This window comes from Streptomyces sp. NRRL F-525 (genome assembly GCF_000716605.1).
In the GTDB taxonomy this organism is placed as follows: Bacteria; Actinomycetota; Actinomycetes; order Streptomycetales; family Streptomycetaceae; genus Streptomyces.
In genome coordinates, this window is sequence record NZ_JNXE01000023.1 from 90,622 (window position 1) to 112,862 (window position 22,241).

General features: G+C 70.6%; 20 protein-coding genes. 10 read left to right on the forward strand and 10 right to left on the reverse strand.

What is annotated here, in order from left to right; all coding sequences use genetic code 11:
- The first annotated feature begins 97 nt into the window (after positions 1-97).
- On the forward strand, positions 98-1,219 hold the full coding sequence (locus tag OO69_RS29410; protein ID WP_234444556.1) for a polyprenyl synthetase family protein: 1,122 nt from the start codon (positions 98-100) through the stop codon (positions 1,217-1,219).
- Positions 1,216-1,881, forward strand: coding sequence for a biliverdin-producing heme oxygenase (locus OO69_RS29415; RefSeq protein ID WP_033283849.1), 666 nt, complete (start codon positions 1,216-1,218; stop codon positions 1,879-1,881). The genes OO69_RS29410 and OO69_RS29415 overlap by 4 nt, the downstream gene beginning before the upstream one ends.
- Here the strand turns inward: OO69_RS29415 and OO69_RS29420 are convergent.
- The 4 genes from OO69_RS29420 to OO69_RS29435 all read right to left on the reverse strand — a co-directional run bounded on the left by OO69_RS29420 (position 1,871) and on the right by OO69_RS29435 (position 7,633).
- A complete protein-coding gene (locus OO69_RS29420) occupies positions 1,871-3,031 on the reverse strand; it encodes an acyl-CoA dehydrogenase family protein (protein WP_033283850.1) in 1,161 nt (386 codons plus the stop codon). The two genes, OO69_RS29415 and OO69_RS29420, sit on opposite strands and share 11 nt — an antisense overlap.
- Before the next feature lie 5 nt (positions 3,032-3,036).
- The gene (locus tag OO69_RS29425; protein WP_033283851.1) at positions 3,037-3,975 is read right to left on the reverse strand and encodes a hydroxymethylglutaryl-CoA lyase; all 939 of its coding nucleotides are present in this window, start codon (positions 3,973-3,975) and stop codon (positions 3,037-3,039) included.
- 68 nt (positions 3,976-4,043) lie between these two features.
- Positions 4,044-5,957, reverse strand: coding sequence for a biotin carboxylase N-terminal domain-containing protein (locus OO69_RS29430; RefSeq protein WP_033283900.1), 1,914 nt, complete (start codon positions 5,955-5,957; stop codon positions 4,044-4,046).
- Positions 5,958-6,016: 59 nt separating this feature from the next.
- Positions 6,017-7,633 carry a carboxyl transferase domain-containing protein gene (locus OO69_RS29435; protein ID WP_033283852.1) on the reverse strand — a complete coding sequence of 539 codons (1,617 nt, stop codon included), beginning with the start codon at positions 7,631-7,633 and terminating at the stop codon, positions 6,017-6,019.
- Positions 7,634-7,739: 106 nt separating this feature from the next.
- On the opposite strand from OO69_RS29435, the gene OO69_RS29440 reads away from it, so the two are divergent.
- The 4 genes from OO69_RS29440 to OO69_RS29455 all read left to right on the forward strand — a co-directional run bounded on the left by OO69_RS29440 (position 7,740) and on the right by OO69_RS29455 (position 11,787).
- Positions 7,740-8,342, forward strand: a complete 603-nt coding sequence (locus tag OO69_RS29440) for a TetR/AcrR family transcriptional regulator (RefSeq protein ID WP_033283853.1) — start codon at positions 7,740-7,742, stop codon at positions 8,340-8,342.
- 394 nt (positions 8,343-8,736) lie between these two features.
- Positions 8,737-9,894, forward strand: a complete 1,158-nt coding sequence (locus OO69_RS29445) for an acyl-CoA dehydrogenase family protein (RefSeq protein ID WP_033283854.1) — start codon at positions 8,737-8,739, stop codon at positions 9,892-9,894.
- 35 nt (positions 9,895-9,929) lie between these two features.
- Positions 9,930-10,811, forward strand: a complete 882-nt coding sequence (locus OO69_RS29450; RefSeq protein WP_033283855.1) for an acyl-CoA thioesterase — start codon at positions 9,930-9,932, stop codon at positions 10,809-10,811.
- A 4-nt stretch (positions 10,812-10,815) separates the two neighbouring features.
- Positions 10,816-11,787 (forward strand): cation diffusion facilitator family transporter, encoded by a 972-nt coding sequence (locus OO69_RS29455; RefSeq protein ID WP_033283856.1) that lies wholly within the window; start codon positions 10,816-10,818, stop codon positions 11,785-11,787.
- Between the two features lie 22 nt (positions 11,788-11,809).
- Here OO69_RS29455 and OO69_RS29460 read toward each other — a convergent pair whose 3' ends face one another.
- Both OO69_RS29460 and OO69_RS29465 read right to left on the reverse strand, forming a co-directional pair.
- On the reverse strand, positions 11,810-12,598 hold the full coding sequence (locus tag OO69_RS29460; RefSeq protein ID WP_033283857.1) for a phosphatase: 789 nt from the start codon (positions 12,596-12,598) through the stop codon (positions 11,810-11,812).
- Positions 12,599-12,660: 62 nt separating this feature from the next.
- Positions 12,661-14,199, reverse strand: coding sequence for a PucR family transcriptional regulator (locus OO69_RS29465; protein ID WP_199811052.1), 1,539 nt, complete (start codon positions 14,197-14,199; stop codon positions 12,661-12,663).
- A gap of 165 nt (positions 14,200-14,364) precedes the next feature.
- Between OO69_RS29465 and OO69_RS29470 the strand changes: the two genes are divergently transcribed.
- The 3 genes from OO69_RS29470 (at position 14,365) to OO69_RS29480 (ending at position 18,555) form a co-directional block, all read left to right on the forward strand.
- On the forward strand, positions 14,365-15,831 hold the full coding sequence (locus OO69_RS29470) for a sodium:solute symporter (RefSeq protein ID WP_033283859.1): 1,467 nt from the start codon (positions 14,365-14,367) through the stop codon (positions 15,829-15,831).
- 73 nt (positions 15,832-15,904) lie between these two features.
- Entirely contained in the window at positions 15,905-16,873 is a 969-nt protein-coding gene (gene speB / locus OO69_RS29475; protein WP_033283860.1) for an agmatinase, read from the forward strand.
- Positions 16,870-18,555: a thiamine pyrophosphate-binding protein gene (locus OO69_RS29480; RefSeq protein WP_033283861.1), complete on the forward strand. Its 1,686-nt coding sequence runs from the start codon at positions 16,870-16,872 to the stop codon at positions 18,553-18,555. The genes speB and OO69_RS29480 overlap by 4 nt, the downstream gene beginning before the upstream one ends.
- Before the next feature lie 68 nt (positions 18,556-18,623).
- Here the strand turns inward: OO69_RS29480 and OO69_RS29485 are convergent, their stop codons facing one another.
- The 4 genes from OO69_RS29485 to OO69_RS50485 all read right to left on the reverse strand — a co-directional run bounded on the left by OO69_RS29485 (position 18,624) and on the right by OO69_RS50485 (position 21,196).
- Positions 18,624-19,406 carry a VOC family protein gene (locus OO69_RS29485; RefSeq protein WP_033283862.1) on the reverse strand — a complete coding sequence of 261 codons (783 nt, stop codon included), beginning with the start codon at positions 19,404-19,406 and terminating at the stop codon, positions 18,624-18,626.
- Between the two features lie 524 nt (positions 19,407-19,930).
- Positions 19,931-20,383, reverse strand: coding sequence for a type II toxin-antitoxin system VapC family toxin (locus OO69_RS52050; protein ID WP_051801262.1), 453 nt, complete (start codon positions 20,381-20,383; stop codon positions 19,931-19,933).
- Positions 20,380-20,679: a hypothetical protein gene (locus tag OO69_RS52055; RefSeq protein WP_033283863.1), complete on the reverse strand. Its 300-nt coding sequence runs from the start codon at positions 20,677-20,679 to the stop codon at positions 20,380-20,382. Before OO69_RS52055 ends, OO69_RS52050 begins: the two co-directional genes overlap by 4 nt.
- A gap of 79 nt (positions 20,680-20,758) precedes the next feature.
- A complete protein-coding gene (locus OO69_RS50485; protein ID WP_078652615.1) occupies positions 20,759-21,196 on the reverse strand; it encodes an ATP-binding protein in 438 nt (145 codons plus the stop codon).
- 161 nt (positions 21,197-21,357) lie between these two features.
- On the opposite strand from OO69_RS50485, the gene OO69_RS29500 reads away from it, so the two are divergent.
- A complete protein-coding gene (locus OO69_RS29500; RefSeq protein WP_033283864.1) occupies positions 21,358-22,119 on the forward strand; it encodes a GntR family transcriptional regulator in 762 nt (253 codons plus the stop codon).
- Positions 22,120-22,241: the final 122 nt, after the last annotated feature.

Below are 22,241 nucleotides of genomic sequence, written 5' to 3' on the forward strand. Positions count from 1 at the left end.
GATTTGGCTTTCAACCGCCTTGTCTCGTCCGGCTGTTGTGATCACGCTCCTTCTACGGGGATCTGCGCACTGTTGTTCGGTCGTCTGCGGAGGTGGAGTGGCTACCACGATGGATGTGACGGACGTGGAGGCGGTGGTCCGGAGTGACGCGGCCCTGCTGGAGGACGACCTGGCCGAGTTCCTCGACGCGCTGACCGCCCCGGCGCGGACGGCGGGGGTCTCCGTCTACGACACGGCCCTGCGCCGCGCCCTGTACGAACCGGTCGCCGACGCCCTCGGGTCGAAAGTGGGCCAGCAGGCGCTGCCCCCCACGGCCGGAGCACCCGGCGGCCGGGCCCCGCTGCGGCCCTCGATGGTGTACTGGGCGTACCGCAACTACCGGGGGTTCCCCGAGGAACCGGAGAGCACCGCCGACCTTGCGGTGATCCGCCGCACGGCAGTTGCCGTAAGGATTCTGCTGAAGGCCGCGGTCGCCCTCGACGACATCCAGGACGGCAGCGGCGTCCGCTACGGCGAACCCGCCCTCCACGCCACCCACGGCACCTCGCTCGCCCTCAACACCGGCGCCTGGCTGATCATGTCCGCGCTCCGGCACGCGGCCGACCCCGCCGTCGTGGACAGCCTGGTGCGCTCCGTCGGCAGCGGCTTCACCGGGCAGGCCGTCGACATGTCCTCGCGTACGGCGCTCACGCGCGCGGAGCTGTTGGCCGCGCCGCGCGCCACCCGGGTCGACTTCTGGGCGTCGACGGCCGCGCTGAAGACCGGAACCCTGTTCTGGATGCCCCTCGACGCGGCGGCCGCGGGACTGCGCGTGGTCGAGGACGACCGGCTCGCCCTGGACGGCGCGATGCGTCAACTGGGCCTCGCCAGCCAGCTGTTCAACGACCTGACCGACTTCGTGCCGGAGTTCGGCGGCGCCAACACCCACGAGGACTTCGACGGCCTGGGCAACCGGGTCTTCCTGGAACTCCTCGACGACGTGCCGTCCGGGAGCCCACGCGAGGACTTCAAACCGTACGTTCTCGGTCACCCGAAACTGGAGGGCACGCTCCTCGCGCTCGCCGAGGAGGCCGTGGCATTGAAGCGCGCCGCGAAGGACGCCGTGCACGGCGTGTGCCGCTCCGAGCGCAGCGCCGCCTACTTCGACGTGACGATCGAACGCAAGGGCCACCTCATCGACCGTCTGCTCGCGACGGTCCGACAGCGGAGCGGCGTATGACGGACACGGGCACGGACGTGAGCACGGCGACCCAGTGCCTGAGGAACGGCACCCGCGCCTGGCACGAGGCCCTGGAACGCACGGGGTTCGCCACCGCGATGCTCGCCGGGACCCTGCCGCTGGACCGCTACGTCGGACAACTCGCCGCCTACCGGGTGGTGTTGGAGGCGCTGGAAGCCGAACTCACCCGCACCACCTGCCCGTCGGTCACCTCGGTGTGGTCTCCCGACCTCGTCAAGCTCCCCCTCGTCGAACGCGACCTGCACCACTTCGCCACCCGGGGCACGACCCCCGAACCCGGCCCGGCCGCCCAGGAGTTCGCCGAGGAGATCCGCCGCACCGCCGCGACCGAACCCCGCGAACTCCTCGGCATCCTCTACGTGTTGGAGGGCTCCACCCTCGGCGCGATGTTCCTGTGCCGGTACGTCACCGAGGCGTACCGGCTCACGGACGGGAACGGTGCCTCGTACTACGGCAGCGGCGACCGCACCCGCTGGGCGGCCTTCACCGAGCGCCTCGACCGCGCGCTCGGCGAACCCGCCGTACAGGAAAGGGTGTTGGCCGCCGCCGAACGGGCCTACCGCCATATCGCCCTGATCTCGGGGGAGTTGTCGGTGGGGCTGGACGGTCCGGCGCCCGTCCGGCGTGCACTCAGCCCGTGAGGCCCAACTCGCGGGCGATCAGCATCCGTTGGACCTCGCTGGTGCCTTCGCCGATCTCCAGGATCTTGGAGTCGCGCCACATGCGGGCCACCGGGTACTCGTTCATGAAGCCGTAGCCGCCGTGCACCTGGGTGGCGTCGCGGGCGTTGTCCACGGCGATCGTGGAGGAGTACAGCTTGGCGAGGGCGGCCTCCTTCTTGAAGGGCTCGCCGGCGACCAGGCGGGAGGCCGCGTCGCGCCAGGAGAGCCGTGAGGTGTGGGCCTTCATCTCCATGTCGGCGATCTTGAACTGGATGGCCTGGTTGGCACCGATCGGCCGCCCGAACGCGTGCCGTTCCTTGGCGTACTTCACCGACTCGTCGACACAGCCCTGTGCGAGACCGGTCGCGAGCGCCGCGATGGCGATGCGGCCCTCGTCGAGGATGCGCAGGAACTGGGCGTAGCCGCGGCCGAGTTCGCCGAGCAGGTTGGCCGCCGGGACCCGGACGTCCGCGAAGGACAGCTCACGGGTGTCCGAGGCGTTCCAGCCGACCTTCGAGTACGGCGCCGCGACCGTGAAGCCGGGCGTCCCGGACGGCACGATGATCGCGGAGATCAGCGGCTTGCCGTCGGGCTTGCGGCCGGTCACCGCGGTGACCGTCACCAGACCGGTGATGTCCGTACCGGAGTTGGTGATGAAGCACTTCGACCCGTTGATCACCCACTCGTCGGTGTCCGGGTCCAGTCGGGCCGTCGTCCGGGTCGCGCCCGCGTCGGAGCCGCCGTCCGGCTCGGTCAGCCCGAAGGCGCCGAGGATCTCGCCGGAGCAGAGCCGGGGCAGCCACTCGGCCTTCTGGGCGTCGGTTCCGAAGAGGTGGATCGGCATCGCGCCCAGCGACACCCCGGCCTCCAGGGTGATCGCGACCGAGGAGTCGACCCGGGCCAGCTCCTCCAGGACGAGGCCGAGCGCGAGATAGTCGCCGCCCATCCCGCCGTACTCCTCGGGGAACGGCAGCCCGAACAGGCCCATGCGGCCCATCTCGCGGACGATCTCGTACGGGAACTCGTGCCGCTCGTAGAAGTCGCCGATCTTCGGCGCGACGACGTCGTGCGCGAACTCCTCGACCGTACGGCGGAGTTCTTCCAGCTCGGGGGAGAGACGGTGGTCCATGGCGGTCACTGCTCCTTGTGGGGCTGCGCTGTTGTACCGAGGGCGCGGACGGTGCGGGACGGGCTGGGTCGGCCCAGTTGTTCGGCCATCCACACGCTGGTGGCGGTGAGACGGGCGAGGTCGACTCCGGAGTCGATGCCGAGACCCTGGAGCATCCACACGAGGTCTTCGGTGGCGAGGTTGCCGGTCGCGGACTTGGCGAACGGGCAGCCGCCGAGGCCGCCCGCGGAGGCGTCCACGGTGGTGACGCCGTGCTGCAGGGCGGCCAGGGTGTTGGAGAGGGCCTGACCGTAGGTGTCGTGGAAGTGCACGCCCAACACGTCGGTGGGGACGTGCTGTTCGTTGAGCGCGGCCAGAAGTTCCAGCACATGCCCGGGAGTTGCCACCCCGATCGTGTCGCCGAGGCTCAGCTCGTCGCAGCCCATGTCGACCAACGCCCGGCAGACACGCACCACTTGGGCGATGGGCACCGCGCCCTCCCAGGGGTCGCCGAAGCACATGGAGACGTAGCCGCGCACATGGGCGCCCTCGTCCTTGGCGCGGGCCACGACCGGGGCGAACACGGCCAGCGACTCGTCCACCGTGCGGTTGAGGTTGGCCTTGGCGAAGGACTCGGTGGCGCTGGCGAAGACGGCGACGCGGGTCGCCTTCAGGTCCAGGGCCCGGTCGAGCCCGCGGGCGTTCGGCACGAGGACGGGGAGGTGCACGCCCGGCAGATCGCGCACGAGCGGGAACAGCTGCTCCGCGTCCGCCAGTTGGGGCACCCACTTGGGGTGGACGAAGCTGGTCGCCTCGATCGTGGTCAGGCCCGCGTCGGCCAGCCGCCGCACGAACTCGGCCTTCACCTCCGTGGGCACGGTCGCCTTCTCGTTCTGCAGCCCGTCCCGCGCGCCCACCTCGTGGATACGCACCCGGGCGGGCAGATCGGGGGCCGGTACGACCATCGGGAGCGCCGCTGGCCCGGTTGCGACTGGTCCAGTTGTCCCTGCTCCGGTTGTGCCTGCTCCGGTTGTCACTGGTCCTCCTCCGCGGGTGTGACGACCGCCAGCACCTGGTCCATGGCGACCGTCGCGCCCGGCGTCACATCGAGTTCGGCGACGGTGCCGGCGTGTGGCGCGGAGACGACGTGCTCCATCTTCATCGCCTCCACCACCAACAGGCTCTGCCCCGCGGCCACTTGATCCCCCACGGCGACCTTCACCACGGTCACCGTCCCCGGCATCGGCGCGGTCAGCGAACCCGCACCGGACCGGTCGGCCCCGCTCAGCGAGGCGGCCACCGGATCGTGGTCCCGCACCTGCCAGGCGTCCCCGTCCCGGCCCAGCCAGTCACCGGCCCGGTGGAAGGTGTGCCGGACCCCGTCGAGCGTGACGGCGACCCGGTCCGCGGTGACGGTGTGGGTGCCGCGCGGGACGTACTCCACGGGCTCGGTCACCTTGAGATGGAACCCGACCGGCTTCGGGGTACCGCCCAGCCGCCACCCGTCGGGCACGGAGAAGGGGTCGGTCCACCCGTCACTCTTCGGGCGGAGAGCCTCCAGCCGTACGGCGGCTGCCGCCTCGTACACCTCCGGGGGGACCCCGTCCGGGACCAGGGACTCCGCCTCCCGCTCGACGAGCCCGGTGTCCAACTCGCCCGCCACGACCGCCGGATGAGCCAGCAGCCGCCGTAGGAAACCGGCGTTCGTCGGCACGCCCAGCGTCACCGTGTCCGCGAGGGCGGCCCGGAGCTTCCTGAGCGCGGTCGCGCGGTCGGGGCCGTAGGCGATGACCTTGGAGAGCATCGGGTCGTAGAGGCTGCCGACCTCGGTACCTTCGGAGAGGCCGGAGTCGGTGCGGATGCCGTCGCCCTGGGGTTCGTGGAGTTGGACCACCGTGCCGCCGGAGGGGAGGAACCCGCGCGCGGGGTCCTCCGCGCAGATGCGCGCCTCCACCGCGTGGCCGGTGAGCGTGATGTCGTCCTGTACGAAGGGCAGTTGCTCGCCCGCCGCCACCCGCAGCTGCCACTCCACCAGGTCGAGGCCGGTCACCAACTCCGTTACCGGGTGCTCGACTTGGAGGCGGGTGTTCATCTCCATGAAGTAGTACGACGACGGGTCGTTGCCGGGGACGATGAACTCCACCGTGCCCGCGCCCGCGTACCCGCACGAGCGGGCCGCCTGGACCGCCGCCTCGCCCATCGCCGCGCGCGTGGCCTCGTCCAGGAGGACGCTCGGGGCCTCCTCGACGACCTTCTGGTGGCGGCGCTGCAAGGAGCACTCGCGTTCGCCGAGGTGGACGACGTTGCCGTGGCCGTCGGCCAGGATCTGGATCTCGATGTGGCGGGGGCGGTCGACCCAGCGCTCGACCAGGAGGGTGTCGTCGCCGAAGGAGGCGCGGGCCTCGCGGCGGGCGGCGGCGATCTCCTCCTCCAGGAGGGTGAGGTCGCGGACCAGACGCATGCCCTTGCCGCCGCCTCCGGCCGACGGCTTGAGGAGGACGGGCGCGCCCAACTCGTGCGCCGCCTTGGCCAGTTCGGGGTCGCGGCCGCCGGGGACGACCGGGACGCCGGCCGCCTCCACGGTCTCCTTGGCGCGGATCTTGTCGCCCATGAGGGCGATCGCGTCGGCCGGGGGACCGATGAAGACGAGCCCGGCGTCGGCGCACGCGCGCGCGAAGGCCGCGTTCTCGGCGAGGAAGCCGTAGCCCGGGTGGACGGCCTGCGCGCCGGAGCGGGCCGCTGCCTCCAGCAGCCGCTCCACCGACAGGTAGCTCTCGGCGGCCGGTGCCGGACCGAGCCGTACCGCCGTGTCGGCCTCGCGGACGTGCCGGGCGTCCGCGTCGGCGTCGGAGAAGACGGCCACGGAGCGCACGCCGAGGGAGCGCAGGGTGCGGATGACGCGGACCGCGATCTCGCCCCGGTTGGCCACGAGGACCGTGTCGAACATCGCGGGTACGTCGGGCGTCTCGGGAGTCGTGAAGGTGTCGACCATCTCGGGCATCCTCATCACATCCGGAAGACGCCGAACTGGGGGTCTCCCAGGGGCGCGTTGGCACAAGCGGTCAGGGCGAGACCCAGCACCTGGCGGGTCTCCGTCGGGTCGATGACCCCGTCGTCCCAGAGGCGGGCGGTGGCGTAGTAGGCGTTGCCCTGGCGCTCGTACTGCTGCCGGATCGGGTCCTTGAAGGCGTCCTCGTCCTCGGCGGGCCAGGACTCCCCGCGCCCCTCCAACTGGTCCCGCTTGACGGTCGCGAGGACCGACGCGGCCTGCTCGCCGCCCATCACGGAGATCTTGGCGCCGGGCCACATCCACAGGAAGCGGGGGGAGTACGCCCGGCCGCACATCGAGTAGTTGCCCGCGCCGTACGAGCCGCCGACCACCACCGTCAGCTTCGGCACGCGCGCGCAGGCGACGGCGGTGACCATCTTGGCGCCGTGCTTGGCGATGCCGCCCGCCTCGTAGTCCTTGCCGACCATGAACCCGGAGATGTTCTGGAGGAACACCAGAGGGATGCCGCGCTGGTCGCACAGTTCGATGAAGTGGGCGCCCTTCTGGGCGGATTCGGAGAACAGGATGCCGTTGTTGGCGACGATGCCGACCGGGTGACCATGGATGCGGGCGAAGCCGGTGACCAGGGTCTGTCCGAACTCGGCCTTGAACTCGGCGAACCGCGAGCCGTCGACCACGCGCGCGATGATCTCCCGCACGTCGTAGGGGGTACGGGAGTCGACCGGGACGGCGCCGTAGATCCCGTACGGGTCGACCTTCGGCTCCACCGACTCGGTGACCTCCCAGGGGAGGGCCCCGCGCGCGGGGAGCGTGGCGGCGATGTTCCGGACGATGCGCAGGGCGTGCGCGTCGTCCTCCGCGAGGTGGTCGGTGACACCCGACACGCGTGCGTGGACGTCGCCGCCGCCCAACTCCTCGGCGGTGACGACCTCACCGGTGGCGGCCTTCACGAGGGGCGGCCCGCCGAGGAAGATCGTCCCCTGATTCCGGACGATGACGGCTTCGTCGCTCATGGCGGGCACGTAAGCCCCACCGGCGGTGCAGGAGCCTAGGACGGCCGCGATCTGGGGAATGCGGGCGCCCGACATCCGGGCCTGGTTGTAGAAGATCCGCCCGAAGTGGTCGCGGTCCGGGAACACCTCGTCCTGCATGGGCAGGAAGGCGCCTCCGGAGTCGACGAGATAGATACAGGGGAGGCGGTTTTCGAGGGCGATCTCCTGGGCGCGCAGGTGCTTCTTCACGGTCATCGGGTAGTACGTCCCGCCCTTGACCGTGGCGTCGTTGGCGACGATCACGCACTCGCGCCCGCTCACCCGCCCGATCCCGGCGATGACACCGGCGGCCGGGGCGGCGCCGTCGTACATCCCGTCGGCGGCGAGGGGAGCCAGCTCCAGGAAGGGCGAGCCGGGGTCGAGGAGGGTGTCGACGCGGTCGCGGGGGAGCAGCTTGCCGCGCGCGGTGTGGCGGTCCCGGGCGCGCTCACCGCCGCCGAGCCGGGCCGCGGCCAGCTTCTGGCGCAGCTCCTCGCCCAGCGCGCGGTGCGCCGCCTCGTTGGCCCGCCACGCCTCCGACGCGGGGTCCGCCGCGCTCGTCAGCTCCGGTGCCTCTTGCATTTCGTGGGTCCCCTCGCACAGCGATCGGCTGCTCTCGACCGTTAATGAGCGTTAACCATTTCCTTCAGGTTAACGACCGCTAACCTCCCTGTCTAGAATTACTCCCATGACCACGAGAACCGACGCCCCCACCCGCCGCGAGCAGATCCTCAAGGAGGCCGCGCGGCTCTTCGCCGAGCGGGGTTTCCACGGCGTCGGGGTCGACGAGATAGGCGCGGCGGTCGGTATCAGCGGGCCTGGCCTGTACCGCCACTTCCCGGGCAAGGACGCGATGCTCGCGGAGCTCCTGGTCGGCATCAGCGGCCAGCTCCTCACGGGCGCGAAGCGCCGCCTGGCGGAGTCGGAGGGCGTGACCTCTCCGGAGGTCCTGCTCGACTCGCTCATCGAGGGCCACATCGACTTCGCCCTCGACGACCGCCCCCTGATCACCCTCCACGACCGCGAACTGGACCGGCTCCGGGACACGGATCGGAAGCTCGTGCGTCAACTCCAGCGCCAGTACGTGGAGTTGTGGGTGGAGGTGGTACGGGAGGTGTACCCGGAGTTGGCCGAGCCCAGCGCGCGGTCCGCGGTGCACTCGGTGTTCGGGCTGCTGAACTCGACTCCGCATCTGGGGAGGCCGGGGTCGTTGCCGGGGCGGGGGGCTACGGCGGAGTTGCTGCATCGGATGGCGCGGGGGGCGTTGGGGGCGGCGGCTTCGGTGGGGTGACGGCGTGGCCTACCGGGCCGGGTCGAGGCGGCGGCTGCGCCGGGGTCCGGGGCGGAGCCCCGTGTCGGGGCCGGGCGGGCCCGGGGTGAGGGGGCGGCTCTCGGGGTCCGGGGCGGAGCCCCGTGTCGGGACGGTGTGGCCTGCCGGGCCGGGCGGGCCGGGTCGAGGCGGCAGGTGTCCCGGGGTCCGGGGCGGAGCCCCGTGTCGGGACTGCTTGGCCAACCGAGTCGGGCGGGTGGGTGGGCAATCGCGTGGGCAACCGGCCCGATGAGCGAGACACGGCGTGACGAGCGTTACGTACTCGTTCCGCTGGACGCTCGATCTACTCGCCGGTACCGTGATGTTCTGAGCAAGCGCTTAGACATGGACCCTGGGCTAGCTGGAGGTGGCGGCGGTGCGCCGTACGGTGTTTGACGAGGACCACGAGGCGTTCCGGGAGACCCTCCGGGCCTTCATCGAGGCCGAGGTCGTCCCCGTCTACGACGAGTGGTTCGCGGCCGGCCAGGCGCCGCGCGACTTCTACTACAAGCTCGCCGAGCTCGGCGTCTTCGGCATCCGCGTGGACGAGGAGTACGGCGGCGCGGGCATCGACTCGTACAAGTTCGAGGCCGTCCTCTACGAGGAGACCGCGCGCGCGGGTGTCTCCTTCGGCGGCTCCGGCGTCCACGTGCTGCTCGGCCTGCCCTACATCAAGCTGCTCGCCACCGACGAGCAGAAGAAGAAGTACCTGCCGAAGTTCGTCTCCGGCGAGGAGATGTGGGCCATCGCGATGACCGAGCCGGGCACCGGCTCCGACCTCGCGGGCATGAAGACCACCGCCAAGCTCTCCGAGGACGGCACGCACTACGTCCTCAACGGCGCCAAGACCTTCATCACCGGCGGTGTGCACGCCGACCGCATGATCGTCTGCGCCCGTACCGCCCCCTCCACGAAGGAGGACCGCCGCCACGGCATCTCCCTCTTCGTGGTGGACACCAAGGCCGAGGGCTACTCGGTCGGCCGCAAGCTCGACAAGCTCGGCCTGAAGACCTCCGACACCGCCGAGCTGGCGTTCGTCGACGTGAAGGTCCCGGCCGAGGACCTCCTCGGCGAGGAGAACAAGGGCTTCTACTACCTCGGCCACAACCTCGCCTCCGAGCGCTGGGGCATCGCCTTCGGCGCGTACGCGCAGGCCAAGGCCGCCGTCCGGTTCGCGAAGCAGTACGTCCAGGAGCGCGTGGTCTTCGGCCAGCCCGTCGCCGCGTTCCAGAACACCAAGTTCGAACTGGCCGCCTGCCAGGCCGAGGTGGACGCCGCCGAGGCCGTCGTCGACCGCGCGACCGAGGCCCTGGACGCCGGTGAGCTGACCCCCGCCGAGGCGGCCAGCGCCAAGCTGTTCACCACCGAGGTCGCCCACCGCGTGATCGATCGCTGCCTCCAGCTGCACGGCGGCTACGGCTTCATGAACGAGTACCCGATCGCCCGCCTGTACGCGGACAACCGCGTCAACCGCATCTACGGCGGCACCAGCGAGATCATGAAGACGATCATCGCGAAGGACATGGGCCTGTAAGGTCCCCGAAATTACCGGCCCGTAGAAAAGGTGCCATGAGCAAGGCACTTCAGGGACTCCTCGATCTCCTCGACCTCGAGCAGATCGAGGAGAACATCTTCCGCGGCCAGTCCCAGTCCGCCGTCGTCCCCCGGGTCTTCGGCGGACAGGTGGCGGCCCAGGCGCTGGTCGCCGCCGGCCGGACGGTCTCCGCGGACCGTCTCGCCCACTCCCTCCACGCGTACTTCCTGCGCCCCGGCGACCCCGGCGCGCCCATCGTCTACACCGTCGAGCGCATGAACGACGGCCGCTCCTTCACCGCGCGCCGCGTCGTCGCGGTCCAGCACGGCCAGCCGATCTTCGCCCTCTCCGCGTCCTTCCAGCGCCACGAGGACGGCCTCGAACACCAGGCCCCCATGCCGTCCGCCCCCGACCCGGCCACCCTGCCCACCTCGCAGGACCGGCTGCGCGGCTACGACCACATCGCCCCCGAGGTCGTGGAGAAGTTCCTGGAGGCGCGCGAGGCCATCGACCTGCGCTACGTCGAGGAGCCGCCGTACGGAAAGTTCGGCGCACCGCGCGAACCGCACTCCCAGGTGTGGTTCCGCACCAACGGCAAGCTCGACGGAGCCATCGACGACCCGCTCCTCCACGTAGTACTCGCGACCTACGTCTCCGACATGACCCTCCTCGACTCCGTGCTCCTCGCGCACGGGCGGGGCGGCTGGGCCGTAGGGGATGTCGTAGGGGCGTCCCTCGACCACGCGATGTGGTTCCACCGGCCGTTCCGCGCGGACGAGTGGCTGCTCTACGACCAGGAGTCGCCGTCGGCGTCCGGCGGGCGCGGGCTCGGGCAGGCCCGGATCTACACGCAGGACGGTCAACTGGCCATCTCCGTCATTCAGGAGGGCGTGGTCCGGGTTCCTCGGGAACACTGAGGGCATGGCAGAAACAGAGGAGGGTGACGGCGGCGGCGAGTCCACCGTCACCGTGATCGTCGCGGCCGTCGCCAACCTGGGCATCGCGCTCGCCAAGGCGGTCGCCGGCGTCATCAGCGGATCCAGCGCGATGCTGTCGGAGGCCGCGCACTCCGTCGCCGACACGGTGACCGAACTCCTCCTCCTCACCGCCCTCAAACGCAGCAGCAAGCCCGCCGACGAGGAACACCCCCTGGGCTACGGCCCCGAGCGCTACATCTGGGCGATGCTCGCCGCCGTCGCCACCTTCGTCGGCGGCGCGGTCTTCTCGATCTACGACGGCGTTCACACCCTCGTCGCCGGTGAGGATCTCGGCGACCCGCTGATCTCCTACATCGTGCTCGGCGTCGCCTTCCTCCTGGAGGGCTACTCCCTGCGGACGGGCGTACGCCAGGCTCGCGGCGAGGCGGCCCGCTTCGACGCCTCGTTCAAGCGCTACCTCCGCTACACCCCCGACACCGCCGTGAAGGCCGTAGTACTCGAGGACTCCGCCGCGCTCGTCGGCCTGGTCCTCGCGGCCGGCGGCCTGCTCGGCGGCCAGCTCACCGGCTCCGGCGTCTGGGACGGCATCGCGTCCCTCTGCATCGGCTTCCTGCTGCTCTACGTCGCCTGGGTGCTCGGCCGCTCCAACGCCGAACTCCTCATCGGCCGCCCCCTCCCCAAGGCCATGCGGGACCGCATCCGGGAGGATCTGCTCGGGGTCGAACACATCGAGGCCGTACTGGAGTTGACGACCCTCGTGCAGGGCCCGCGCGAGGCGCTGGTCGCCGCGAAGATCGACTTCCGGGACCGGTCGAGCGCCGCGCAGATCGAGTGGGCCTGCGAACAGGCCGAGCAGCGACTGCGGGAGGCGTTCCCCTCGGTCAACCGGGTCTATCTGGACCCGACACCGGGGTACGCGCAGCGCCGGGCGGAGGGGCTCAACCCCTGGCCGTGACAAGGGAGTTGAGGGCTGCCCCTCAGCTCAGTCCCGCCTCCGCGAGCAGATACGCGGTCATCGGGTCGTAGTACCTGGGGCTGACGACGTGGTCGTCGAGGGGGACCGCCACCTGGACGGTGCCCTCCGACTCGGCGAGGAAGAGCGCGGGGTCGTTGGAGTCGGCGTAGCCCACGGAGTCGACGCCGTGGCGGCCCGCGTAGCCCGCCCAGCCGTGGTCGGCGACGACCAGGTCGGGCAGCGGGCGGCCCTCGCGCTCCAGGGTGGTGAGGATCGCCTTCATCGGCTCACCGGAGTGCGTGTGCCAGAGCGTCGCGCCGTGCTCCAGGACGGACACGTCCGCGAACTGCATGACGTACCCCTCCTCCGTCTGCAGCCCCTCCGGGATCACCACGATCTCGCAGCCGGCCGTGCGCAGGGCGGCGGCCGTGGCGCGGTGCACGTCCAGCAGACCGCCCGGGTGACCGGTCGCGAAGAGCACCCGCTGCTGCCCGTCGGCCGCCTTGCGCAGCCGCGCCGCCAGCCGGTCGAGACCCTCGACCGTCAGCTCCGGGTCGATGGTGTCCTGGCCGTAGCGGTACTCGGGGTCGTCGTTCACGCCCACCCGCTCCGCCATCACCGCGAGCACGTCCTGCTCGTCGGTCCAGCGGCTGCCGAGCTCCAGGCCGAACCAGTAGTGGCGGTCGCCGTTCGCGAGCTTGCGGTAGTGCGAGAGGTTGTTCTCGCGGGGCGTGGCTACGTCGCCCGCGATACGGGTCTTCACAAGGTGATCGACGAGCTCGGCGCGGCTGGGGGTCCCGGGTATCGGCATGGTTCCCATTGTGGAGCAGAGAGATGTGCGCCCGCCCGACGTCCCGAACGCTGGGATGTGGATCACTCACCGGCGACCGCTCGCAGGTGTCGCAGCCCGAACCACAGCTCCATCCGTACGTCCGGATCGTCCAGGTCCGCCTCCAGCAGCGCCGCGCACCGGGCGATCCGCTGCCGCACGGTGTTGCGGTGCACGGCCAGGGCGACCGCCGTACGGTCCCAACTCCCGTGCAGGGAGAGCCAGGTGCGCAGGGTCTCGGTGAGCGCGGGGTGCGCGGCGAGCGGCGCGAGCAGGGCACGGGCGTGCGCCTCGGCCTCGTCGTGCGGTACGAGTCCGTCGAGCCCGGCGCGGCCGGCGGAACCGTGTCCTGCCAGCGGGGTACGGGTCGCACGGGCGCGGGCCAGGGCACGGGCCGCCTGGGTGTCGGCGGCGGACCAGTCGTCGGGGGTGACAGGGGCGCTGACCCCTAGGGTCCAGCCGGGTTGCGGGGCGGGTTCGCGATCGGCGGGGAGGAGTACCCGTACGACCTCCGGTGTCTGGTCGATCAGCGTGGAACCGAGGGCGGCGCCGAGCGCGGAGGCGGCGACGGGGTCGGGGGCACGGTCGGCTCCGGCGTCGGGCGCGGCGTGGACCACGACCCACCGGTCCCCGCCGAGCAGCGACGCGACGTCCTCCGGCGGGGCGCCCAGCAGCAGCCGCACGAGCGCCGACGAACGGTCCGCTCCCGTGCGGCTCTGGTGTTCGCCGGTGAGGAGGGAGAGGAGGACGGCGGCGACGGAGGCGATGGTGTGGTCGCCGGGGGCGCGCTGCGGGGCGGCGACCCCTAGGACGAAACCCTGACCGGTACCGAGGGCGTAGGCCGCGAGGTGGATGCCGAGGACGGTGTCGGTGGCGGAGGTGGGGGACGTAGAGGATGAGGTCGCAGTGGCGGGGGGTCGTACCACCCGTGCCAGCTTCGCCAACGCCTCCCGAGCCTCCACCCCCGGTGTTCCCGTCGTCCCCGCCCCACGCCCCGCCGCCGCGATCTCCGTGCCGTCCGGGCCGTAGAGCACGGCCCGCCCGCTGACCCGCTGGGCGAGTTGTCGTAGCACCGAAGGGACCGGATCCGGGCGGGAGGCCGCTGCGGCGAGGCTCTGTTGGGCCTCCGTGACGCGGCGGAGTTCGGCGAGGCGGGCCTGGGCCATCAGTTGCCAGACCGCGCGGGCCACGCGGGAGAACGGGGTGGGCGGGGGGACTTCCAGTAGGGGGAGGTCGTAGTGGTCGCAGGCCGCGACCAAGGCGCGCGGCACGGTGTCGTGGACCGGTGCGACGCCGAAGCCGAGGGCCACTCCGCCCGCTTCGACGATCCGGGCGACGTAGTCGTCGAAGTACGTGCCCGAGCCGGCCGCGTCGGTGATGTGGACGCCCGCCGTCAGCAGCAGCTCGCCGCCCAGCAGGTACGGATAGGGGTCCGGCATCTCCGACGTGTGCGCCCAGTGGATCGCGACGTCGGGGTCGGACGGTCCGGCGATCTGCCGCAGCCCCAGGTCCTCGCGGGCCAGGAGGGCGGAGAGGAGCACGGGTGGGGTGGGCGGTGTGGGCGGAACCGTGAGGTCCGGCATGGTGGACGTTTCCTCCATCGCCTCGGGCTCGGATGGATGAAACGTACACTTCGCAGCCGCTTTCCGGCCACCTAGGGTCAGTCGCGACGCAAGCCCCCCCCGAGACACCGGGGCAACCCCTAGACCCCCGGGACGACCCCTAGAGCGCGCGAAGGAGGCCCCCGTATGGCCGTCGACTACACCGTGATCGTCGTCTACCTGGCCGGCATGCTGGCCATGGGCTGGTGGGGCATGCGCCGCGCCAAGTCCAAGAGCGACTTCCTGGTCGCGGGCCGCCGACTGGGCCCGGTCATGTACTCCGGCACCATGGCCGCGATCGTTCTGGGCGGCGCGTCCACCATCGGCGGCGTCGGTCTCGGCTACCAGTACGGCCTGTCCGGCGCCTGGATGGTCTTCACCATCGGCCTCGGCCTGCTCGCCCTCTCCGTCTTCTTCTCCGCCCGCATCGCCCGCCTCAAGGTGTACACGGTGTCGGAGATGCTCGATCTCAGGTACGGCGGCCGCGCGGGGGTCATCTCCGGCATCGTCATGTGGGCGTACACCCTGATGCTGGCCGTCACCTCGACCATCGCCTACGCCACGATCTTCGATGTCCTCTTCGACATGAACCGCACCCTCGCGATCGTCCTCGGCGGCTCGATCGTCGTCGCGTACTCGACGCTCGGCGGCATGTGGTCGATCACGCTCACGGACATGGTGCAGTTCGTGGTGAAGACGATCGGCGTGCTCCTGCTCCTGCTGCCCATCGCGGTCGTCAAGGCGGGCGGCTTCAGCGAGATGAAGGCGAAGCTGCCCACCGAGTACTTCGACCCGCTGGGCATCGGCGGCGAGACGATCTTCACCTACGTCCTGATCTACACGTTCGGCATGCTCATCGGCCAGGACATCTGGCAGCGCGTGTTCACGGCGGGCAGCGACAGGACCGCCAAGTGGGGCGGCACGGTCGCGGGCACGTACTGCCTCGTCTACGCCGTCGCGGGCGCCGTCATCGGCACGGCGGCCAAGGTCCTCTACCCGAACCTCGGCAGTCCGGACGACGCCTTCGCGACCATCGTCAAGGACGAACTCCCGGTCGGCGTAAGGGGGTTGGTGCTCGCCGCCGCCCTGGCCGCCGTGATGTCGACGTCGTCGGGCGCGCTGATCGCGTGCGCCACGGTCGCGAACAACGACATCTGGTCGAGGCTGCGCGGCGCCGTACGGCGGGAGGGGGACGAGGACCACGACGAGGTACGCGGCAACCGCGTCTTCATCCTCGTCATGGGCGTAGCGGTGATCATCACGGCGATCGCGCTGAACAACGTCGTAGAGGCGCTGACGGTCGCCTACAACCTCCTCGTCGGCGGCCTCCTCGTCCCGATCCTCGGCGGCCTGCTGTGGAAGCGCGGCACCGCACAGGGCGCGCTCGCCTCGGTGATCGTCGGCGGCCTCGCGGTCGTCGGCCTGATGGCGACCTACGGCATCCTCGCCAACGAGCCTGTGTACTACGGCCTGTTGCTGTCTCTGGCCGCCTATGTGACCGTCTCCCTCGCCACGCCGGCGACCGACGCGGCCGTCCTCGCCGCGTGGCGGGACCGGCTCGCGGGGCGGGGTGTGCCCGAACGCGCGTCCGAACCGGTCGCCGCCCACCAGTAAAGTCGTAGTCAGGCGTACAAACCCGCAGGAAAAATCCCATACGCGACGTAGCGTAGGAAAGAAGGCAGTCCCCATGACCAGCAACGAGACGCCCCGCGGCCCCGTCGACTCCTCGCGCGTCCCGCGGTTCGCCGGCCCCGCGACCTACGCCCGGCTGCCGCGCCTGGACGAGGTCGGCACCGCGGACGTGGCGGTGGTCGGGGTGCCGTTCGACGCCGGTGTCTCGTACCGGCCGGGCGCGCGCTTCGGCGGCAACGCGATCCGCGAGGCGTCCCGGCTGCTGCGGCCGTACAACCCGGCGCAGGACGCGTCCCCGTTCGCGCTCGCGCAGGTCGCGGACGCCGGGGACATCGCGGCGAACCCGTACAACATCAACGAGGCCGTCGAGGCCATCGAGGAGGCGGCGGACCAACTCCTCGACACCGGCGCGCGGTTGATGACCCTGGGCGGCGACCACACGATCGCGCTGCCGCTGCTGCGCTCGGTCGCGAAGAAGCACGGCCCGGTGGCGCTGCTGCACTTCGACGCCCATCTCGACACCTGGGACACGTACTTCGGGGCCGAGTACACCCATGGGACGCCGTTCCGAAGGGCAGTTGAGGAGGGCATCCTCGACACGGAGGCGCTCTCGCACGTCGGCATCCGCGGTCCGCTGTACGGCAAGCAGGACCTCAAGGACGACGAGAAGATGGGCTTCGGCATCGTCACGTCGGCGGACGTCTACCGCCGGGGCGCCGACGAGGTCGCCGACCAGCTGCGCCAGCGCATCGGCGACCGCCCCCTGTACATCTCCATCGACATCGACTGCCTCGACCCGGCCCACGCGCCCGGCACCGGCACGCCCGAGGCCGGCGGCCTGACCTCCCGCGAACTTCTGGAGATCCTGCGCGGCCTGGCATCCTGCAACCTGGTGTCGGCGGACGTCGTCGAGGTGGCACCGGCGTACGACCACGCCGAGATCACGTCGGTGGCGGCGTCGCACACCGCGTACGACCTGATCACCATCATGTCCCGTCAGATTGCCGAGGCTCGTTCGAAGTGACCCACGACCACGACCTGGAACTCCGCCCGACGGCCGCGCAGATCTCCGCCGCCCTGAACCCGCCCCCCGGGCGCAACGGCGGTGACCTGGTCGTGGAGACCCTGGCGGGCCTCGGCGCGACGACGGTCTTCGGCCTGCCGGGCCAGCACGCGCTCGGCATGTTCGACGCGCTGCGCCGATCCGACCTGCGCTATATCGGCCTACGGGTGGAGAACAACGCCGGGTTCGCGGCGGACGCGTACGGCCGCATCACGGGCGAGGCGGCACCACTGCTCCTGTCGACGGGCCCGGGCGCGCTGACGTCCTTGGCGGCACTCCAGGAAGCACGGGCGGCCTCGGCTCCCGTCCTGGCGATCAGCAGCCAGATCCCGACGGCGGGTCTGGGCGGTGGCAGGCATGGCTATTTGCATGAACTGCCCGACCAGTCCGCCTCGTTCAGGGGCGTGGTGAAGTCCGTCCACACGGTCCGTACGCAGTCCCAGATCCCGTCGGCGATCGCGGAGGCTTGGAAGTCGGCGCTGACGGCTCCGCACGGTCCGGTGTGGGTGGAGATCCCGCAGGACGTGTTGCTGGCGGGGACGTTGCTGCCGGTGGTGACGGCGGTGGACGCGACACCGGAGGACCTGGTCCCGCGCCCCGAACTGACGGCCGTAGCAGCCGACTTGCTGTCGAAGGCGTCCCGCCCGGTGATCATCGCGGGCGGGGGAGTCGTACGGGCGGACGCGTCCAAGAAACTGCGACAACTGGCGGAGGAGCTCCAGGCGCCGGTGGTGACGACGCCGGGCGGGAAGGGCGCGTTCCCGTGGACGCATCCCCTGTCGCTCCAGTCCTGGCTGGAGGACCGCTATACGACGGACTTCCTGGAGGACGCGGACGTAGTACTGGTGGTGGGCTCGGGTTTGGGTGAACTCTCCTCGAACTACCACACGTTCGCCCCGCGCGGCCGGGTCATTCAGATCGAGGCCGACCTCGGCAAACTGGAGTCGAACCACCCGGCGTTGGGGATCCACGCGGACGCGTGGCACGGGTTGCAGGCGCTGCTGGAGACGGTGACGGAGCGGGCGGACGCGAAGGCGCCGGCGCGGGTGGCGGAGGTGCTGGGTAAGGTCCGCGAACGCATCGCGTCCCAGGAACTGACCCTGGAACAGGGCGTGTTGGAGTCGGTCCGAAGGGCTCTGCCCGCCAACTCCCCATCTTTCTGGGACATGACGATCCTCGCCTACTGGGCCTGGTCGGCCTTCGACGCGAAGGGCCCCAACCACCTCCACTCCGCCCAGGGCGCCGGCGGCCTCGGCTACGGCTTCCCGGCGGCGCTGGGCGCGGCGGCCGCGGACCCGACGCGTCCGGTGCTGGCGGTGTCGGGTGACGGTGGCGCCCTGTACTCGATCGCGGAACTGGCCACGGCCAAGCAGTACGACCTGAACGTCACGTGGCTCATCGTCGACGACGGCGGCTACGGCATCCTCCGCGAGTACATGACGGACGCGTTCGGCGAGGCCACGGCGACGGAACTGACCCGGCCGGACTACGTGGCGCTGGCCGAGTCGTTCGGGGTGCGGGGGGTTCGGACGACCCCGGAGGCACTGGAGTCGGACCTGGCGAAGGCGTTGGGGGAGCCGGGGCCGTCCGTGGTCGTACTGCCGGCTGTGTTGCGGATGTTCGCGGCTACGCACCTGGGGTGACGGGTACTCCCCGCGAAAGTGTGACACTTCGGCGCGAAGTGTCACACTTTCGCGCCTCGCCCCTGGCCTCACATCCGCGGATCCGGCGTCAGCAGTGCGAACACCGCTCCGAACGGGTCCCCGAGCCACGCCATCCGGCCGACCTCGGGTACGTCCGTCGCCGGCATCAGCACGGAACCGCCCTTGGACTGGGCCGTCGCGATCGTGGTGTCCGTGTCCGTCACGTGGAAGTACGGTACCCAGCGCGGCAGTTCGTCCTCGCCGTCACCCAGGGGCGCGACTCCGCCGAAGGAGGCGTCCTGCTGGTCCCCTTGGCTGGTGCTCAGTACCCGGTACGTCATGCCGGGAGCCGACATGTCCTGGCTGCGCCAGCCGAACAGGCCCCGGTAGAAGGTGATGGCCGCCTCCGGGTCGGGTGCGTGCAGTTCGGCCCAGAGCAGGGTGTTGGGGGCGGAGGCGAGTTCCAGGCCCGCAGTCCTGCCGGGCTGCCAGAGCGCGAACTGGGCGCCCTGCGGGTCGGTGGCCTGGGCCAGCCGGCCCTCGCCCATGACGTCCATGGGCTCCATGCGGACGGTTCCGCCGCCTGCCGTGACGGACTGGACGGTGGCCGTGATGTCCTCGGTCTTGAAGTGGATCATCCAGGCGGAGTCCGCCCCTTCCTCGGTGAGCGGTCCGAGGGCGCCGACGGTCTTCCCGTCCACCTGGAAGAACCCGTATCCGCCCGCCTCGGGCCCGGCGGAGGCGAAGTCCCAGCCGAGGACGGCGCCGTAGAACGCAGCTGCCGCCTCGGTGTCGGGGCTGCCGAGGTCGAGCCAGTTGGGCGATCCGGTGATGAAGTCGGTGCCGAGCATGAAGCCTCCTGGGCGAGGGGTGGACCGGGACGGGGGCCACGATGCCGTCCCGACCGTCGCCGTCCGCGTACGAGCACCGACAGGACTCCGGTTTCCACCGAACGGCCGAACGTTCGCCGGTGCCGGTGTCATGCACGCTGACAGACTTCCCGCCATGGGTGGACACGAGGCGGGAGATGGCGTCCGGACGGTCGAAGTCGCCGTGACCTTCGGGCTGTTGGCGGCCTGGGCCCGCGGCCATGTCCCCGGGCTGCGGCAGCGGTATCCGCACGTGCCGGAACAGGTGTGGCGGCGACCGGAGTCCATGCACGGGCGGGAGTTCCCGACGGCTGTCGCCGTCCGGGGATACATGCCCGGGGTGGTCACCTTGCCCCTCGTGGCCGGCGCTCGCCGCGGCGGCCACGGTCGGAACGCATGCGGTGGCGCGGCGGTTGCTGTGCCGAGGGTGAACAGTGTCCCGACTCAGCCGGAATGGCTGAACTCCCCGTGGTGCTGCGGGTGTTCGCGTCAGGGCGGAGAACGAGCTATTCGACTGCCGGGAGCACGTGCAGCGGAACCTCGGCCCCAGTCCTGGGTGCGATGACATCTCGGTAATGATGGTCGAGCGCGAGGACAACCGGCTGCGGCAACGCCCAGGCCAGAACGGCGTTGACTGCGTCGGTCATGCCGATGGCGTCATGATCCGCGTACTTACGCATCAGACGCTCGGCCTCGCTCAGGATCGGCCAGCCCACCGTGGCGAGCGTGAGCCGATCCGTGCTCGCCCAGGCGCGCATGCTGGCCAGGGCGTCCGCTGCCGCCCTGCCGCTGATCTTTGTCGTCAGGTGGTAGTCCAGCTCGGCCAGGACCATGGGTGACACCACGAGCCGGTCGACCAAGGAGAGTGCTTGCACGGAGGACTCATGGTGAGTGTCCTTCCGGTTGTAGACGGCGAGGAGGACCGACGTGTCCGCGACGCCGAACAGATTGCGCTTCAACGGCCACCTTCCCCGAACAGGTCCTCGCCGGATCGAGCGGCCAGGTCGGAAGGCCCGTCGAACATGGCCTGCGCCAGGACGGCCATCGCTTCCGAGTCCTCTCCCAAGGAGGAGGAGAAGGACAGCGGGACGCCGCGTGCGATGTGGTCCAGCGCTACTTCCTCGGGCGTACGTCCCTCCAAGAGGGCGAGGGTGCGCAGTACTTCGGCCTGGTTGCCGGTGTAGGTGAGCGTCACCGTGACGGCGTCGTCCGGCGTGGCCGGTCGGTCCGGCGGGGGAACGGAGGCGTCGGCCACGGGGTCTCCTCATACGCGCTGCGAGATGCGGTGTACGGCGATTTCAACGGTATCGGCCGTACCGCCGTGTTGCTCGTGTTCATCGTGGCAGGGCCAACTCTGCCCCTGTCGCCTTCCCGATGCCGTGCAGGCGGGGGCAGCATCCCCAGCGTTCCGCCAGAGCCTGGACGAGGGCGAGTCCACGGCCCCCTTCGTCCTCGGGGGCTGTCTCTCGGGGTTGGGGCCGGTGATTGCTCGCGTCGGCCACCTCCACGCGCAGCCGCCCGTCGTACGTGGCGAAGCGCAGACCGATCTCACGACCGGGCGGAGTCCGTGCGTGCCGGATGGAGTTGGTGACCAGCTCCGAGAGCAACAACTCGGTGGTGTCGGCGATTTCGCCGACGATTTTCCAGTCGGTGAGCTGTAGGCGGAGCAGCGCGCGAGCGTGTTTGGCGCTGCGCGGGTTGTGCGGGAGGCGTGGGCGCGGTGTGGGCTGACAAGAAGACCTCCACGGCAAGGCGGCGGGCGCATCTCGCATCTCTAGAGAGGTGGAGGGGTGTCCAGTGAAGCGGGCTTCTCGCGTCTGCGTCAATAGATCTCTAGAGATGTGTGAAATTGCTCGCCCCGGTCAGCAGTCGGCTGTGAGGGTGTGGCGGCTGATGCCTAGGATGTCTAGAGATGACCGGAGGAGAGACCTGGATGAGCGGCGGGGACACGGGGCGTCAGCCGAAGTACCAGCGCATCGCGGCGCAGCTGCGGGCGGCCATCGAGGCCGGCGAGTACGGGCCCGGCGAACGGCTTCCTGGCGAGAACGACCTCATGGCCGAACACGGCGTGGCTCGGATGACGGCCCGGCAGGCTCTGGGTGTTCTCCAGACGGAGGGCATCGCGGAAGCGCGCAAGGGAGCCGGGGTGTTCGTCCGGGACTTCAAGCCGATTCGGCGGCGCGGGCTGGAGCGACTCGCGCACTCGAAGTGGGGCGAGGGGCGTTCCATCTGGACGACCGATACCGGGGACCGTGAACTCGTCGTCGACTCGGTTGAGGTCGGCGAGGAGGACGCCCCGGTCGCGATCGCGGGAGTGCTGAGTCTGAGCGACGAAGGGGCACGGGTCTGCGTGCGTCGTCGCCGCTATGTTCTCGACGGCAAGCCGGTGCTTCTGGCCACCTCGTACCTGTCGGCCGAACTGGTCGCCGGTACGCGGATCGCACAGCCTGACACCGGCCCCGGCGGTATGTACGCCAGGCTTGAGGAACTCGGCCGCAGGCCCGTCCGCTTCCGCGAGGAGATCCGCTCCCGCATGCCGAGCGCGGACGAGGCCGACCGGCTCGCCCTCTCGTCCGGTGTGCCGGTGGTGCTCGTCGTACGTACCGCGTTCGACGCGCAGGGGTGGGCGGTTGAGGTGAACGACATGGTGCTGGACGCGGCGTCGTACATCTTGGAGTACGACTTCGAGGCCTGAGCGTGGTGTTGAATCCCTCGGCCTGGGAGAGGGGAGCTTCGAGCGGTATGCCGACGATGGACGGTGAGGTCAGGGGCTGGTGATGGGTGATCCATCTGTGCTGAACTGGCCGAGTGGGTGGC

What these genes read in the sequence shown, in the direction of transcription:
- OO69_RS29415 (WP_033283849.1), top strand. Translation starts at nt 1,216, where the DNA reads ATGACGGACACGGGCACGGACGTGAGCACGGCGACCCAGTGCCTGAGG.
- OO69_RS29420 (WP_033283850.1), bottom strand. Translation starts at nt 3,031, where the DNA reads ATGGACCACCGTCTCTCCCCCGAGCTGGAAGAACTCCGCCGTACGGTC.
- OO69_RS29425 (WP_033283851.1), bottom strand. Translation starts at nt 3,975, where the DNA reads ATGGTCGTACCGGCCCCCGATCTGCCCGCCCGGGTGCGTATCCACGAG.
- OO69_RS29430 (WP_033283900.1), bottom strand. Translation starts at nt 5,957, where the DNA reads ATGTTCGACACGGTCCTCGTGGCCAACCGGGGCGAGATCGCGGTCCGC.
- OO69_RS29435 (WP_033283852.1), bottom strand. Translation starts at nt 7,633, where the DNA reads ATGCAAGAGGCACCGGAGCTGACGAGCGCGGCGGACCCCGCGTCGGAG.
- OO69_RS29440 (WP_033283853.1), top strand. Translation starts at nt 7,740, where the DNA reads ATGACCACGAGAACCGACGCCCCCACCCGCCGCGAGCAGATCCTCAAG.
- OO69_RS29450 (WP_033283855.1), top strand. Translation starts at nt 9,930, where the DNA reads ATGAGCAAGGCACTTCAGGGACTCCTCGATCTCCTCGACCTCGAGCAG.
- OO69_RS29455 (WP_033283856.1), top strand. Translation starts at nt 10,816, where the DNA reads ATGGCAGAAACAGAGGAGGGTGACGGCGGCGGCGAGTCCACCGTCACC.
- OO69_RS29460 (WP_033283857.1), bottom strand. Translation starts at nt 12,598, where the DNA reads ATGCCGATACCCGGGACCCCCAGCCGCGCCGAGCTCGTCGATCACCTT.
- OO69_RS29465 (WP_199811052.1), bottom strand. Translation starts at nt 14,199, where the DNA reads ATGCCGGACCTCACGGTTCCGCCCACACCGCCCACCCCACCCGTGCTC.
- OO69_RS29470 (WP_033283859.1), top strand. Translation starts at nt 14,365, where the DNA reads ATGGCCGTCGACTACACCGTGATCGTCGTCTACCTGGCCGGCATGCTG.
- speB (WP_033283860.1), top strand. Translation starts at nt 15,905, where the DNA reads ATGACCAGCAACGAGACGCCCCGCGGCCCCGTCGACTCCTCGCGCGTC.
- OO69_RS29485 (WP_033283862.1), bottom strand. Translation starts at nt 19,406, where the DNA reads ATGCTCGGCACCGACTTCATCACCGGATCGCCCAACTGGCTCGACCTC.
- OO69_RS50485 (WP_078652615.1), bottom strand. Translation starts at nt 21,196, where the DNA reads ATGCGAGATGCGCCCGCCGCCTTGCCGTGGAGGTCTTCTTGTCAGCCC.
- OO69_RS29500 (WP_033283864.1), top strand. Translation starts at nt 21,358, where the DNA reads ATGAGCGGCGGGGACACGGGGCGTCAGCCGAAGTACCAGCGCATCGCG.